Below are 14,244 nucleotides of genomic sequence, written 5' to 3'. Positions count from 1 at the left end.
GGTAGCGTCAGCGGCGGAACGCTGAGCGGCCATGGGACGTTGACGTAAAGAACGAACCAAGCCACCGAGAACGAACCTGGCCATCGACCTAGGGGAAGACGCACACCTGATGCCGGACCGAAGCCTTCGCCACACGCTGCCCGTCGGCGCCGTCCTGCTCCGCGAAGGCCGCCCCACGCCGCCGCCCTCCCAGGAATCTCCTTCCAAGGAATCCCCGTCCGGGGAGACGACCGAACCCAAGGCCGACAACCCGTTCGCGCCGCCGCCCGAGGACGCGCCGGACCGCCCGTGGCAGCCGCGCCGTCCGGAGGGTTCCTCCGAGGAGCCCTCGGGCGACGCCCCCTGGGGCAATCAGTGGAGCGACCGCCAGCCGGGCCGCGCCCCGGGCGGCCGCTTCGGCGAGCGCCCCGGCGTCGGGCCCGGCCAGGGTGGACCCGAGGGCCAGGGCGGCCCCGGCCCCGGCGGCATGCGCTGGGACCCGACCGACCCGGCCCAGCGCCGCGCGCGCTACGCCCTGCTCTCCGGCATGTGGGGTTTCTTCTTCGCCCTGTTCAGCTGGCCGTACGTGGCACTGCTGCTCGGCGCGCTCGCCCTGTACTGGGCCGTCAGCGCCCTGCGCGCCAAGCCCCGCACACCGAACCCGGACGCCCCGGCGCCCGCGACCCCCGAGCCGGTCGGCCGCCCGCAGACGACCGCGGCGATCAGCGGCCTGGTCACGGGCGTGCTCGCGCTGGGGATGGTGGCGGCGATGTTCACGGCGAAGCTGGTCTACAGCGACTACTACGAGTGCCGCGCGGACGCCCTGACGAACGCGGCGGAGCAGTCCTGCGAGACCCTCCTCCCGAAGGAACTCAGGCCGCTCCTGGGCACCAAGTAGTCCCGCGGCACCCCGGCGCGGGGTGAGCGCTTCAGCGGGCGGCCGGTACGGCGCCGTTCGCGGGTGATCGCCCGGTGGGGCTGAGCGCGCAGTTCCCCGCGCCCCTGACGGGGCCGCGCCCTTACGGGGCTCAGTCCCGGTCGGGGGTCTCCGGTTTCGGGTCCGTGGAGAGTTGCTTCAGGAGGGCCCAGCGTTCGTCCCGGGACGTCTCGTCGAAGAAGTCGTACGGCTCGAAAGCCGCCGGGTCCTCCCGGACGGGCTCGGGCGCCGGCGCCGTACTCCCCCGGCGCCGGGCCGCCACCACGGACGACGCCCACTCCGACACCCGGCCCCGGAGCACCGGCTCACGCCCCCGCCACCACCGCACCGTCAGCGCCATCGGCAGCCCGGCCCCCACGATCCAGACCACCGCGGCCACCCCGGTCAGCCACCCCGCCGGCCCGAACGCGGAGAGCGCCGCGACACCGAGCGCCCCGCCGGAGACGACCGCAAGACACGCCATCGCCGCACCGCACAGGCCGGCCGCCGTCAGCACCCCGTACGCGACCCGGCCGCGCGTCTGCGACTCCGCGCCCACCACGAACCACGCCACGGTCGCCGCCGCCACCACGGGCACCGCCGCCACGGCCCAGGTGAACGGCGTCCCGGGCCCCGCCTCCGGCACCGCCGCCAGCAGCGGGAACGCGGGCAGCAGAGCACCGCCCGAGCTGCCGAGCGGCCCCACCGTCTGGCCCGCCCCGAGCACGACACCGGGACCGAGCGCGTACGCGGCGCCCCAGATCACGGCGTTCGGCACCAGGGCGACGCAGAGCAGCAGCACCGCGAACCGGCCCGACCACGCCCCCGTCAGCCGGAGGAACGACTCCCGTACGTCCCCGCCGTGCCACACCAGCCCCGCGGCCACCACCAGCGCGCCCCCGGCCACCAGGACCAGGAGCCCGGCGGCCGCCGCCCGCGCGGCGACCGGCAGCACTTCTCGTAGGAACGTCTGAGGCAGCACGTCCGCGCACCGCCGCAGCCCGCCCGGCAGCGGCCCGCGCGGCCGCCCGTGCGCCGTCCACACGCCGGTCGCGGCCGCCACCGCCGCGACCAGGGCCAGATGCACCCCGCAGCTCACCCAGGAGGGCCGCATCTCGCCGCCCGCGGCGTAGTACGCCGCCGCGGCCCCCACCAGCAGATACCCGGCCACCGCCCCGCCCCAGACGCCGGCCGCCTCCGCCCCCTCGGTGTCCTCGGTGGCGTCCCGCGCCGCCCGGTGGACCAGCCACACCGGCAGCGCGAGCAGCAGCAGGGGTGTGAGCCCCATGGGGGCCGGCACCCCCGACAGCGTGTCCGTGCGGACGAGCTCGGCGCCGTGCGCGAGCAGCCACAGCGCGGCGGCGGTGTGCAGCGCGGCGCCGGGGCCGCTGTCGGGGTAGGGCGAGCTGATCCACAGCACCATCACCAGGACGGCGCAGGCCCCGAGCCCGAGCCCCGCCGCGAGGGCCCCACCGAACACCCCGGCGGCGGGCCCCGGCGCCCGTTCCCGCGCCCGGGTGAGGAGCAGGGGCAACGACAGTCCACGGCCGGTCATTTGGGTCACCGGACCATGCTCCCAACGACACGCGCTTTCCCTGCGTAACAGGCGAACTACGGATGTGTCGCTCAAGATACGTTTATGTACTTTTTCGCGCGAAAGGGTGTGTGGAGTTCCCCATGACGCAGAGCCCTGCGACACCGCTGCCGACGCCCACCGAGCGCCGCAGGCTCCGCGTGGCGAGGTCGTTGACACAGACCCAGATCGCCGATCGCGTCGGCGTGACACGCGAAACGGTCCGCTCCTGGGAGACCGGCCGCACGGCCCCGAGAGGCCGTAAGCGGGAGGTGTACGCCCGGCTCCTCGCCGAGCTGAGGGCGGAGCTGCCGAAACCGGAGCCCACCGGCGAGCAGCCCGCGGTGGACCTGGCGAAGAGCGCCCCGAAGGGCGCCGCCCGGAGCGCCGCGAAAGAGCCGCCGAAGAAGGAGCGGCCCGCGGCCGTGGCCGTACTGGAGAAGCCCGAACCCAGGGACGGCCAGGACCAGGATCACGACCAGGACCCGGAGGACCAGGACCGGGCACTGACCCCGGCGCAGGCCTTCGACGCCCTGTACACGCACTGCGCCCCGCACCTCGTCCGCCAGACCTACCTGCTCACCGGTCGCCGCACGCTCGCCCGCGAGTCCGTGGAGCGCGCCTTCCAGCTGGCCTGGCAGCGGTGGCCGGAGGTCGCGGTCGACCCGGACCCGGCGGGCTGGGTGCGCGCGGCCGCGTACGAGTACGCGATGTCGCCCTGGCACCGGCTGCGGCCCAGCCACCGGGAGCCGGACGCGCCGCCCGCCGACGCGGACGACCGCAAGCTGATGGACGTCCTGCAGAGCCTGCCGCCCGCCTACCGGCGCACGCTGCTGCTCTACGACGGCGTGGGCCTCGATCTGCCGGAGACCGCGGCCGAGACGGAGGCCAGCACCCCGGCCGCCGCCAACCGCATCCTGCACGCGCGCGCGGCCGTCGCCGAAGAGCTGCCCGACCTGGCGGTGCCCGAGCAGCTGCACCGGCGCCTCACCGAGCTCGCGAGCGCCGAGAAGCTGGACGCCCCGAAGTCCACGCTCGTGCGCAACGTCGGCGAGAAGCGCATCCGCTTCTGGACCCGGACCGCGATCGCCGTCACCGCCCTGATCGTCGGCGTGACGGCGCTGACCGTACGGGTGGCGCCCACCCACTACGAGCCGACGCCCGCGCCCGGGTCGCCCATCAGCGGCGTCCCTCCGCTGACCGGGCCCGCGCATCTGACGGAGCACGACCTGCAGCTGCGCAGGGAGCTGCGGGAGCGGTTGAGCGGCGGACCGGAGCGGCTGGCACCGGTCGCGGAGTGACGCGAGCACCGAAGAGGGCCCGCACCGTGCTCGGTGCGGGCCCTCTTCAGCAGCGTGGGACGAACTACGAAAGCAGCTCGCGCGCCAGCTTGGCGGTCTCGGTCGGGGTCTTGCCGACCTTGACGCCCGCGGCCTCCAGGGCCTCCTTCTTCGCCTGGGCGGTGCCCGACGAACCGGAGACGATGGCGCCGGCGTGGCCCATGGTCTTGCCCTCGGGGGCGGTGAAGCCCGCGACGTAACCGACGACCGGCTTGGTGACGTTGGCCTTGATGAAGTCGGCCGCACGCTCCTCGGCGTCGCCGCCGATCTCGCCGATCATCACGATGAGGTCGGTCTCGGGGTCGGCCTCGAACGCGGCGAGCGCGTCGATGTGCGTGGTGCCGATGACCGGGTCGCCACCGATGCCGACGGCCGACGAGAAGCCGATGTCACGGAGCTCGTACATCATCTGGTACGTCAGCGTGCCGGACTTCGAGACCAGGCCGATGCGGCCCGGCTTCGTGATGTCGCCCGGGATGATGCCGGCGTTCGACTGGCCCGGGGTGATGAGACCGGGGCAGTTCGGGCCGATGATGCGGGTCTTGTCGCCCTTGGACTTCGCGTACGCGTAGAACGCGGCGGAGTCGTGGACGGCGATGCCCTCGGTGATCACGACGGCGAGGGGGATCTCGGCGTCGATGGCCTCGACGACCGCGGCCTTGGAGAAGGCCGGCGGGACGAAGAGGACGGACACGTTGGCGCCCGTCTTCTCGATCGCCTCGGCGACCGAGCCGAAGACCGGGATGTCCGTGCCGTCGAAGTCGACCGACGTGCCCGCCTTGCGCGGGTTCACGCCACCGACGATGTTCGTGCCGTCGGCCAGCATGAGCTTGGTGTGCTTCATGCCCGTGGCACCGGTCATGCCCTGGACGATGACCTTGCTGTCCTTGTTGAGGAAGATAGCCATGGCTGTTCTGTCCCTCGTCCCTTACTTCGCGGCCGCGAGCTCGGCGGCCTTGTCGGCCGCGCCGTCCATGGTGTCCACGCGCTGCACCAGCGGGTGGTTGGCGTCGGAGAGGATCTTGCGACCCAGCTCGGCGTTGTTGCCGTCGAGGCGGACGACGAGCGGCTTCTCGACCTTCTCGCCCTTCTCCTCGAGGAGCGCCAGCGCCTGGACGATGCCGTTGGCGACCTCGTCGCAGGCGGTGATGCCACCGAAGACGTTGACGAACACGGACTTGACGTCCGGGTCGCCGAGGATGATCTCCAGGCCGTTCGCCATGACGGCGGCGGAGGCGCCACCGCCGATGTCGAGGAAGTTGGCCGGCTTCACGCCGCCGTGGTTCTCACCGGCGTACGCGACGACGTCCAGCGTCGACATGACCAGACCGGCACCGTTACCGATGATGCCGACCTCGCCGTCGAGCTTGACGTAGTTGAGGCCCTTCTCCTTGGCAGCGGCCTCGAGCGGGTTGGCCGCCGCCTTGTCCTGGAGCTCCTCGTGGTCCGCGTGACGGAACTCGGCGTTCTCGTCCAGCGACACCTTGCCGTCGAGGGCGAGGACCTTGCCGGACTTCACCTTGGCGAGGGGGTTGACCTCGACGAGGAGGGCGTCCTCGGCGACGAAGGTCTTCCACAGCGTCTGGAGGATCTCGGCGACCTGGTCCGCGACCTCGGCCGGGAACTTGGCGTCCGCGACGATCTTGCGGGCGACCTCGGGGGTCACGCCCTCGTTGGCGTCGATCGGCGTCTTGGCGACGGCCTCCGGACGGGTGGCCGCCACCTCCTCGATCTCCATGCCGCCCTCGACGGAGGCGATGGAGAGGAAAGTGCGGTTGGTGCGGTCCAGGAGGAAGGAGACGTAGTACTCCTCCACGATCTCCGGAGCCGTCTCGGCGATCATCACCTTGTGGACCGTGTGGCCCTTGATGTCCATCCCGAGAATGTTGGTCGCGTGCTCGACGGCCTCGTCGGTGGAGGCAGCCAGCTTCACGCCGCCGGCCTTGCCGCGGCCGCCGACCTTCACCTGCGCCTTGACGACCGACTTGCCGCCCAGCTTCTCGGTGGCCTCGCGCGCCGCCTCAGGCGTGTCGATGACTTCACCGGCCAGCACCGGTACACCGTGCTTGGCGAAGAGGTCCCTCGCCTGGTACTCGAACAGGTCCACGCGCGTCCGTCCCTATCAGTGATCTCGCCGCTCTGCGGTCTGTCTATCTGCGTGGGCGTGCCGCGAAGGGCAACGTGACTCCGCTGTCACAAGGGAGGCGTACGAGGCGTACACAGTGGCCGGGTACGCGGCATGTCCGTCTCGCAGGTTATCGCCGCTCAGCGATGCCTTCTAAATCGCAGATCACACCTGAGCGGTGATACCTGTCACAGAGCGCGTTCCCGGTCGGCCCTCACGGGCCGTTTTTCTCGGTGTCGCGGCTTTCTTCGCGGTCTCACCGTGCGGGGGTACGCACGGTGAGACCACCCGAAGGGCCCGGTGGTGCCGGCCCGGGCCCACGACGGGCGTCCCGTCCCCACGGGGCGCCCGCCTGTCCGCCGGCTGCGAACCCGGCCCGGCCGATGGCTTTCGGCCGTCCGGGTCCAGTGCGGCGTCGGTCTTCTGGTTCACCCTTTTCGGGGTGACGGGTCCGCCGATCCCGTCGGTTCGGTTGGTTCTGTTGGTTCTGTTGGTTCTGTTGGTTCTGTTGGTGCTGTCGGTGCTGTCAGTGCTGTCAGTGCTGTCGGTGCTGTCGGTGCTGTCGGTGCTGTTCGTTCGGTCGGTCAGATGCCCGTCACGTAGCTGGGAGCGACGGAGTCCGTGACGCCCTGGACGCCGGTGACGGCGTTGCCCGCGAGCGGCTGGGCGTCTGCGGCGACGGTGCCGGTCAGGTCCTGGGCGAACGGGGCGACCTGGCCGGTGGCCCCGGCGGCGAGCGGCGCCACGTCGTCGCCGACGACGGTGCGCGCGAAGGGCGCCACGTTCTCGCCGACGACTCCGTACGCGAACGGGGTCACGTCACCGGTGACGCCCTGGGTCAGGCCGTGCGCGCTGGTGGCGACGCCGCCGACGACCGGCCGCACGTGCTCGGCGACCGTCTCGACGAGCGGCTGCACGGCGCCGACCACGCCGCCCGCGAACGGCGCCACGTCGTCGCCGACCAGCCCCTGCGCGAGCGGGGACACCTCGCCGACGACCCCGCCGGCCAGCGGCTGGACCCGGCCGGTGACGCCGGTGGCGAAGGGTGCGACGTCGTCACCGACGAGCGTGGTCGCGAACGGCGCGACATCGCCGACGACCGCGCCGTCCGCGAGCACCGTCACGTCGCCGACGGCCTGGCCCGCGACCGGCAGCACGCCGTGCACCGCGGTCGCGGCGACGGGCGGCAGGACGGCCGTCGCCGTCTCGTCGACGACGGGGGCCGCGCCGGTCGCGGTGGTCCGCGCGTACGCGGTGGCCTGCTGGGCGTGCTGCCCCTCGAGCCCGCCCACGAGGCCGAGCACGTTCTCGGGGTGCTCCGCGTACACCTGGACGAACTGCTCGGTGGTGGTCACCTGGTCGCGCAGCTGCTCCTGGAGCTCGGGCGCGAAGGCGGAGAGCGGGCCGAAGAGGTAGTCGACGGTGTCCTCGGCCTGGGCCCGGGTCCGGGCCTGCGCCTGGGTTCCGGCGTCGGCGGCCGCGGCGTGCGCGCCCTCGATGTACTGGCGGGCCTGGGCGCCGTCGACGGACGTGGCCGGGGCGCTCAGGTGCGCGGCGGTCGTCTTGGCGGCGTCGGCCTTGGTGGCAGCCGTCGTCGCGGCGGCCGTCTTGGTCACGGCCTTGGTCGCGGCCTTGGTCGCGGCCTTCGTCGCGGTCCGGGTCTCGGTCGTGGCGTGGGCCTTGGCGTCCTTGACGGTGTCGCCCGCCTTGTCCGTCGCCTGGGCGACGTGCGTCACCTGCGACGCGGTGTCCCGCACATCGCCGACGGTGTCGGAAACGGTGTCCGAGACGCTGTCGGCGGCCACGTCCGGTACGGAGACCGAGTGCGCGGGCAGCTCGTCGGCGCTCGCCACGGCGGAGCCGAGGGCCCAGGCACCGGAGACGCCGGCGGCTATGACGATGGAACGGCGGATGTTCTTGTTCATGCGTACGTGATTCCTTCGAATTCCGGCGATGGCCGGGTGGGTTCCGGGAGTCGGGCAGACCTGTTCCGCCCCCGCGCGGCAGGTCGCGAGCGGGGAAAGGGCTGCCCTAGCCGGGGAACTCAGGAATCTCGCGCTGCCGGTCGGCCACCGGCGCGCCGCCACCGGACGCCGTGGCGCCGGGCGGCAGCAGTACGGGCACGCGGCTGCCGAACGCCGCCGCGTGCAGATCACCGTGACGCGTCGAACCGCCGTCGCTCACGGAGGCGTTCGCCGCGGGTACGCCGTCGGGGCGGGCCGGGGCGGAGGGCGCCGAGGGCCGCACCGCGCTGTGCCGCGCGGCGGCTTCCCGGTTCGCGCCCGCTCCGGCCGCGTCGCCGAACCAGACGGGGCCGCACACCGCGGCCTCGCCGGACCGCGGCCCCTCGGCGTGCTCCGACGCCTCGTGCTCCGCGGGCCGCGGCGCGGCGGGCCCGGCGGACGCGGGCGGCACCTCGGCCTCGGCATCGCCGGACAGCCCGGGCACCCCAGGCAGTCGCGGCAGCACCGCGTCCCCCGACGGCAACGGCCGCACCACCGCGGTGACGACCTCGCCACCGGCCTCCCGCACCTGCCCGACCAACACCCGGACCGGCGCGACGACCGGTTCGACGACCGGCTCGACGACTTGGCGCACCGTGTAGCGCACCGTGTCGGCGAGCGGCCGCACGAGGTGCCCGCGTACGGACGTGACGGCAGATCCGGCGGCTCGGCGGGACACGGACTCAACAGCCCCGCCCTGTACGCGGTTCACGCCCTCGGAGACCACGGCGTCCGCCCTCTGCACGGACGTGCGTACGGACTTCTCTCCGGACTTCTCTCCGGACTTCTCTACGGGCTTCTGTACAGGCTTCTGTGCTGACCCCTCAACGGGCTTGCGTGCGGACTGCTGCAGGGATTCCCGCGCGGGCCGCTGTGGGGACTCCCGCACGGGTTCCCTCGCGGGCTCCTGTGCGGGCTCCTGCGTGGACTTCCGTACGGACTTCTGTGCGGACTTCTGTGCGGAACCGACGCCGTCCCCGTGCGCGACCCGGTCGCCCGTGCTGCCCGAAGTCGGCAGACGCAGCCCGCCGGAGACCCGCTCGAGCGGTCCCGCGGTGGCCCGCGCGGCCGGAAGGGGGCCGTCGGACGAGTCGGCCGCGTGGGCCCGGCCTCCGCACAGGAGACCGAGGGCGAGCAACCCACCGCACAGCAGCGCCAGTTGGAGCGCACGCCGCCCGGCCGCCGCGCGCAACAGGCGGGCGGCGGGGGCGGAAGGAGCGATGGCAGACGTCACGGTCGGGCGATCCTCGCACGGGACGCGGGAGGCTGCGCAAGCCCCGTGTACACCCTTGTTACCGATGGGTACTCATATCCGGTTCGCCGCTCCTCCCCCGCTTCCTCCGGTTTCCGCTGAGGCGTCCGGTATCGGCAGGGGCCTCTTCTCGATGGCCGCGGCCATGACGTCGGGGAACAGATCGGGAGTGCAGGCGAAGGCCGGCGTGCCGAGGGCGGCGAGGGCCGCCGCGTGCTCCCGGTCGTAGGCGGGCGCGCCCTCGTCGGAGAGCGCGAGCAGCGTCACGAACTGGACCCCGGACGCCTTCATCGCGGCGACCCTCTTCAGCATCTCGTTGCGGATGCCTCCTTCGTAGAGGTCGGAGATGAGGACGACGACCGTCTCGGCGGGGCGGGTGATCTGCGACTGGCAGTACGCGAGCGCCCGGTTGATGTCGGTGCCGCCGCCGAGCTGGGTGCCGAAGAGGACGTCGACCGGGTCGTCGAGCTGGTCGGTGAGGTCGACCACGGCCGTGTCGAAGACGACGAGGCGGGTCTGGATCGAGCGCATGGAGGCGAGCACCGCGCCGAACACGGAGGCGTAGACGACCGACGCGGCCATCGAGCCGGACTGGTCGATGCAGAGGATGACCTCCTTCTTCACCGACTGCGCGGCCCGGCCGTACCCGATCAGCCGCTCGGGCACGATCGTGCGGTACTCGGGCAGGTAGTGCTTGAGGTTGGCCGCGATCGTGCGGTTCCAGTCGATGTCGTGGTGGCGCGGCCGGCTGACGCGGGCGCTGCGGTCGAGGGCGCCGGTGAGGGTGGCGCGGGTGCGGGTGGCGAGCCTCTTCTCCAGGTCCTCGACGACCTTGCGGACGACGGCCCGCGCCGTCTCCTTGGTCGTCTCGGGCATCGCCTTGTTGAGGGAGAGCAGGGTGCCCACGAGGTGGACGTCCGCCTCGACGGCCTCCAGCATCTCCGGTTCGAGCAGCAGCGTGGACAGGCCGAGGCGGTCGATCGCGTCGCGCTGCATGACCTGGACGACGGACGACGGGAAGTACGTGCGGATGTCGCCGAGCCAGCGGGCGACCGACGGAGCCGAACCTCCGAGCCCCGCGCTTCGGCTGCCGCCGGACGACCGGTCCTTGCCCTGCCCCGAGCCGTACAGCGCGGCCAGCGCACCGTCCATCGCGGCGTCCTGGCCGGTGAGTTGGTGGCCGGTGCCGTCCGCGCTGTCCCCGCCCAGCACCATGCGCCAGCGCCGCAGCCGCTCATCGTCGCCGGTGGTCGTGTCCGTCATCTCGCCGCCTCCGCTTGGTCGTTGGTGATCCGTGTCGTCTGCCGGGTGCGCACGTCCGGCGTGTGCGGCCCCCGTCGTGGCTGGTCGTGCGGTTCCCCGGGCCCCTTTCGCCTTCGCGTCCGCCGGGGTTCCTTGTCGGGCGGCTGAAGGTCGTGGGTGGCTGCTCGCGCGGTTCCCCGCGCCCCTGGAGGTGCGCACTTCGTGCGCGGCCTCCCTCGGGGAAGGCTGCGCGCAGCGCATGCCTTCAGGGGCGCGGGGAACTGCGCGACCAGCCCCCACCGGACTCGCACCCGGCACCGCACGCCCACCACCCCACCCCTCATCCGCCGCCCCCGCCCCCGACCCCAACCCCGGCCCCGGCCCCGGCCCCGGCCCCGAGCAGCAATCGGACAACCGGCACCACCGCGTCCGCCCGCTCGGCATCGAGCTCCTCGGCGAACCCGGACACCACCCCGGCCCCGGCGGACGCCGACACCGTCGGGCCACGCCGGACCAGCTCCCCCAGAGCGCGCCGCACCCCGGGCTCGTACGCCGAGAACGTGCGCCGCAGCAACGGCAGTACGTCGGTGAACGCGTCGCCCGACACCCCCGTCAGCCAGCCGTCCACCAGCGCGAGGAGCCGCTCGTCGTGGACGAGGAGCAGTCCGCCGCCCGCGCCGCCCCCGACGAAGCCCTCGACCCAGGCGGCGGCCTCCCCGGGCGGAGTGCCCCGGGAGAGGGCGAGGCCCATCAGGCGGGCCGTGTCGTCGTCGGTCAGCTCGCCCTCGTCGAGCAGGATCCGGGCGCAGCGGCCACGGATCACCCCGGCCACGCTGTCGCGCCCGGCAAGGGTGCGCAGCACGGTCCGCCAGCGGTCACGCAGCCCGGTGTCCTCCAGGAGGGCGACCGCCGCGTGCACGGCGTCGACATGCCCGCGCAGCTCGGCGGCGGCGTCCGCGTCGAGGCCCGCGCACGCCGGGGGCAGCCCGACGAAGACCCGCCCGGCGAGGCCCGTCGCGACCCCGGCGAGGGCCGCGGTGTCGGTGCCGCGCACGTCGCCGTAGCGCAGGGCGCGGACCAGGGCGGGCAGGGCCTGGGCGAGATGGCCGACGTCCGTGTCCAGGGCGGCGCGGTCGGCGAGGACCTGCATGACGGTGGGCAGCGCGTCCCCGAGGCCGGCGAGCAGACAGTGCTCGGCGAGCGCGGTGACGTCGGCGAGCGCGGACGCGCCGACGGCGTCGGACTCTGCCTTGGCGGTCGCGGCGCCGAGCACGGTGGTGCCCCACACCCCGGCCTCGGCGACCCGCACCGACAGCTCCGGCTCCCAGCGCAGCCGCCAGCTCTCGCGGAAGGTGCCGGTGGAGCCGCGCGCGGACCCCGCCGGCTCGCCCCAGGCGATGCCGAGCAGGCGCAGCCGGTGCAGCAGGCGGCTGCGCGCGGCGTCGGTGTCGCCCCGCAGATCGAGGTCCAACTCCTTCTCCAGAGCGGCCGGTTTGAGCCGGAGGCTGCGCTGCAGCTTGGTGAGGTCGCGCTGCAGCGGCACGGCGGGCGCTCCCTCCGGAACCTCCCCCAGCACGTCGCCGACCACCAGCCGGTCGTGGATGAGGGACAGCGGAACGTCCGAGCCCTCGCACAGCACGGCCCGCACGGCGTCGGTGGTCTCGGTGAGGCCCGCGAGCGGCCGCCCGCGCATCACGGCGAGCGTCTCCGCGAGCCGTACGGCCTCGATGACGTGGGCGGACGACACGATGCGGTCCTCGTCGCGGAGCAGGCCCGCGACCTTGGTCAGCCACCGCTCCACGGGCCGGTCGGGGGCGCTGAACAGATGCCCGTACCACCCCGGTGACTCGATCCCCGCTCCGTAGCCGCTCGTGCGCGCCAGGCGCCGGTGGGTCCAGGGCACCCAGGTCAGGTCGACCTTCGCCTTCGGCAGGCCCTTGAGGAGGGCGCGGTCGGCGGTGACGGTCGTCTTCTGCCGCAGCGCGGGCACATGCCACGCCCCGCACACCACCGCGACCTCTCCCCCGGACCCGAACTCACGCTCGGCGGACCGGATTTGAAGCCTCATGTATGCCTCGCGCACCAGGTCACGGCTGTGCCCGCCGTCCCCGTACGACTCCCGCAGCGCGCCCATCGCCTCGGCGAGCGCGGCGAAGGCGTCGCCCTCGCGGTGCTCGACGACGTCCTCCCACCAGCGCTCCGCGTCGTCGTACCCGGCGGTCTCGGCGAGCACTCCGAGAGGGTCGATGCGTACGGCGTCGGCGTCCTCCGCGTCCTCGGGCACTCCCTCCGCCTCGGTGCGGTCTTCGGTGCGCATCGCCAGCGTGTGCGCGGCCGGCAGGTCGATGAAGCGGACGGGCGCCCCGTGCTCCAGGGCCCAGCGGATCGCGACCCACTCGGGCGAGAACTCGGCGAACGGCCAGAACGTCGACTTCCCCGGCTCGTCCACGACATGGGCGAGCAGCGCGACCGGTGGCCGCATGTCCGGCTCGGCGGCCAGCGGCACGAGCCCGTCGGCCTCCGGCGGCCCCTCGATGAGTACGGCCGCCGGGTTCGCCGCGTCCAGCGCGCGCCGCACGGCCCGTGCGGATCCGGGCCCGTGATGGCGCACCCCCAACAGCAGTGGTCCCCTCATGCGCTCACCTCGCGGCAGGCCCGGTAGAAGTCCTTCCAGCCGTCGCGCTCACGGACCACGGCCTCCAGGTACTCCTGCCAGACCACCCGGTCCGCGGCGGGATCGCGCACCACCGCGCCGAGGATCCCGGCGGCGATGTCGGAGGGCCGCAGCACGCCGTCGCCGAAGTGCGCGGACAGCGCGAGCCCGCTCGTGACGACGGAGATCGCCTCGGCGGTCGACAGCGTCCCGCTCGGGGACTTCACCTTCGTCCGCCCGTCGGCGGTGACGCCGTCGCGCAGCTCGCGGAAGACGGTGACGACGCGGCGGATCTCGTCGATGCCGTCCGGGGTGGTGGGCAACTCCAGGGACCGGCCCATCTGTTCCACCCGCCGCGACACGATGTCGACCTCCGCCTCCACGCTCGCGGGCAGCGGCAGCACCACCGTGTTGAAGCGTCGGCGCAGTGCGCTCGACAGGTCGTTGACACCCCGGTCCCGGTCGTTGGCGGTCGCGATGAGGTTGAACCCGCGCACCGCCTGCACCTCCTGCCCCAACTCCGGTATGGGCAGGGTCTTCTCGGACAGGATCGTGATCAGCGTGTCCTGCACGTCCGCGGGAATGCGGGTGAGCTCCTCGACCCGCGCCGTCATCCCCTCCGCCATCGCCCGCATGACGGGGCTCGGCACGAGGGCGTCCCGGCTGGGACCGTGCGCCAGCAGCTGCGCGTAGTTCCACCCGTACCGGATCGCCTCCTCCGGCGTGCCGGCCGTGCCCTGCACCAGCAGCGTGGAGTCGCCGCTCACCGCGGCGGCGAGATGCTCGGACACCCAGGTCTTCGCCGTCCCGGGAACGCCGAGCAGCAACAGGGCCCGGTCGGTGGCCAGCGTCGTCACGGCGACCTCGACGATGCGCCGCGGTCCCACGTACTTCGGCGTGATCACCGTGCCGTCCGGCAGCGTGCCGCCGAGCAGATACGTGGCGACCGCCCACGGCGACAGGCGCCAGCGGGCCGGCCGCGGCCGGTCGTCCTGCGCGGCCAGCGCGGCGAGCTCGTCCGCGAACGCGTGCTCCGCGTGCGGCCGCAGCGCCTCGTCCGCGGACCCGACCCCGGCCTGCTCCTCGACAGAAACGGTCATGGCTGTCCCCCTCCAACTCACGTCCAGCGCACGCTGAATCGCTTCGATTCGCCCAGCTCGA

10 protein-coding genes are annotated in these 14,244 nt (G+C 73.5%); 2 read left to right on the top strand and 8 right to left on the bottom strand.

Features of this window, described 5'->3' with window-relative positions; all coding sequences use genetic code 11:
* The first annotated feature begins 109 nt into the window (after positions 1 to 109).
* A complete protein-coding gene (locus B072_RS0103125; protein WP_018528466.1) occupies positions 110 to 877 on the top strand; it encodes a hypothetical protein in 768 nt (255 codons plus the stop codon).
* A gap of 130 nt (positions 878 to 1,007) precedes the next feature.
* On the opposite strand, the gene B072_RS0103120 is transcribed toward B072_RS0103125, so the two are convergent.
* Entirely contained in the window at positions 1,008 to 2,450 is a 1,443-nt protein-coding gene (locus B072_RS0103120; protein ID WP_018528465.1) for a DUF6350 family protein, read from the bottom strand.
* 122 nt (positions 2,451 to 2,572) lie between these two features.
* Here B072_RS0103120 and B072_RS0103115 point away from each other — a divergent pair, with 122 nt between their 5' ends.
* Entirely contained in the window at positions 2,573 to 3,769 is a 1,197-nt protein-coding gene (locus B072_RS0103115; RefSeq protein ID WP_018528464.1) for a helix-turn-helix domain-containing protein, read from the top strand.
* A 64-nt stretch (positions 3,770 to 3,833) separates the two neighbouring features.
* On the opposite strand, the gene sucD is transcribed toward B072_RS0103115, so the two are convergent.
* From sucD to B072_RS0103080, 7 genes are all read right to left on the bottom strand, one after another.
* A complete protein-coding gene (gene sucD / locus B072_RS0103110; RefSeq protein ID WP_018528463.1) occupies positions 3,834 to 4,715 on the bottom strand; it encodes a succinate--CoA ligase subunit alpha in 882 nt (293 codons plus the stop codon).
* Between the two features lie 21 nt (positions 4,716 to 4,736).
* The gene (gene sucC / locus B072_RS0103105; RefSeq protein ID WP_018528462.1) at positions 4,737 to 5,915 is read right to left on the bottom strand and encodes an ADP-forming succinate--CoA ligase subunit beta; all 1,179 of its coding nucleotides are present in this window, start codon (positions 5,913 to 5,915) and stop codon (positions 4,737 to 4,739) included.
* Between the two features lie 602 nt (positions 5,916 to 6,517).
* Positions 6,518 to 7,858, bottom strand: coding sequence for a hypothetical protein (locus B072_RS0103100; RefSeq protein WP_018528461.1), 1,341 nt, complete (start codon positions 7,856 to 7,858; stop codon positions 6,518 to 6,520).
* Between the two features lie 106 nt (positions 7,859 to 7,964).
* Positions 7,965 to 9,170, bottom strand: a complete 1,206-nt coding sequence (locus tag B072_RS0103095) for a hypothetical protein (RefSeq protein WP_018528460.1) — start codon at positions 9,168 to 9,170, stop codon at positions 7,965 to 7,967.
* Positions 9,171 to 9,242: 72 nt separating this feature from the next.
* Positions 9,243 to 10,451, bottom strand: coding sequence for a vWA domain-containing protein (locus B072_RS42235; RefSeq protein WP_018528459.1), 1,209 nt, complete (start codon positions 10,449 to 10,451; stop codon positions 9,243 to 9,245).
* A 319-nt stretch (positions 10,452 to 10,770) separates the two neighbouring features.
* Positions 10,771 to 13,065: a DUF5682 family protein gene (locus B072_RS42230; protein WP_051127063.1), complete on the bottom strand. Its 2,295-nt coding sequence runs from the start codon at positions 13,063 to 13,065 to the stop codon at positions 10,771 to 10,773.
* Positions 13,062 to 14,183, bottom strand: coding sequence for an ATP-binding protein (locus B072_RS0103080; protein ID WP_018528457.1), 1,122 nt, complete (start codon positions 14,181 to 14,183; stop codon positions 13,062 to 13,064). The genes B072_RS42230 and B072_RS0103080 overlap by 4 nt, the downstream gene beginning before the upstream one ends.
* Positions 14,184 to 14,244: the final 61 nt, after the last annotated feature.

The sequence above is a fragment of the Streptomyces sp. HmicA12 genome (genome assembly GCF_000373565.1).
In the GTDB taxonomy this organism is placed as follows: domain Bacteria; phylum Actinomycetota; class Actinomycetes; order Streptomycetales; family Streptomycetaceae; genus Streptomyces.
Note: the sequence above shows the minus strand (reverse complement) of the source record. Positions and strands in the feature narration are given on the sequence as shown.

Coding starts and splice junctions, on each gene's coding strand:
- B072_RS0103125 (WP_018528466.1), top strand. CDS start 110: ATGCCGGACCGAAGCCTTCGCCACACGCTGCCCGTCGGCGCCGTCCTG.
- B072_RS0103120 (WP_018528465.1), bottom strand. CDS start 2,450: ATGACCGGCCGTGGACTGTCGTTGCCCCTGCTCCTCACCCGGGCGCGG.
- B072_RS0103115 (WP_018528464.1), top strand. CDS start 2,573: ATGACGCAGAGCCCTGCGACACCGCTGCCGACGCCCACCGAGCGCCGC.
- sucD (WP_018528463.1), bottom strand. CDS start 4,715: ATGGCTATCTTCCTCAACAAGGACAGCAAGGTCATCGTCCAGGGCATG.
- B072_RS0103100 (WP_018528461.1), bottom strand. CDS start 7,858: ATGAACAAGAACATCCGCCGTTCCATCGTCATAGCCGCCGGCGTCTCC.
- B072_RS42235 (WP_018528459.1), bottom strand. CDS start 10,451: ATGACGGACACGACCACCGGCGACGATGAGCGGCTGCGGCGCTGGCGC.
- B072_RS42230 (WP_051127063.1), bottom strand. CDS start 13,065: ATGAGGGGACCACTGCTGTTGGGGGTGCGCCATCACGGGCCCGGATCC.
- B072_RS0103080 (WP_018528457.1), bottom strand. CDS start 14,183: ATGACCGTTTCTGTCGAGGAGCAGGCCGGGGTCGGGTCCGCGGACGAG.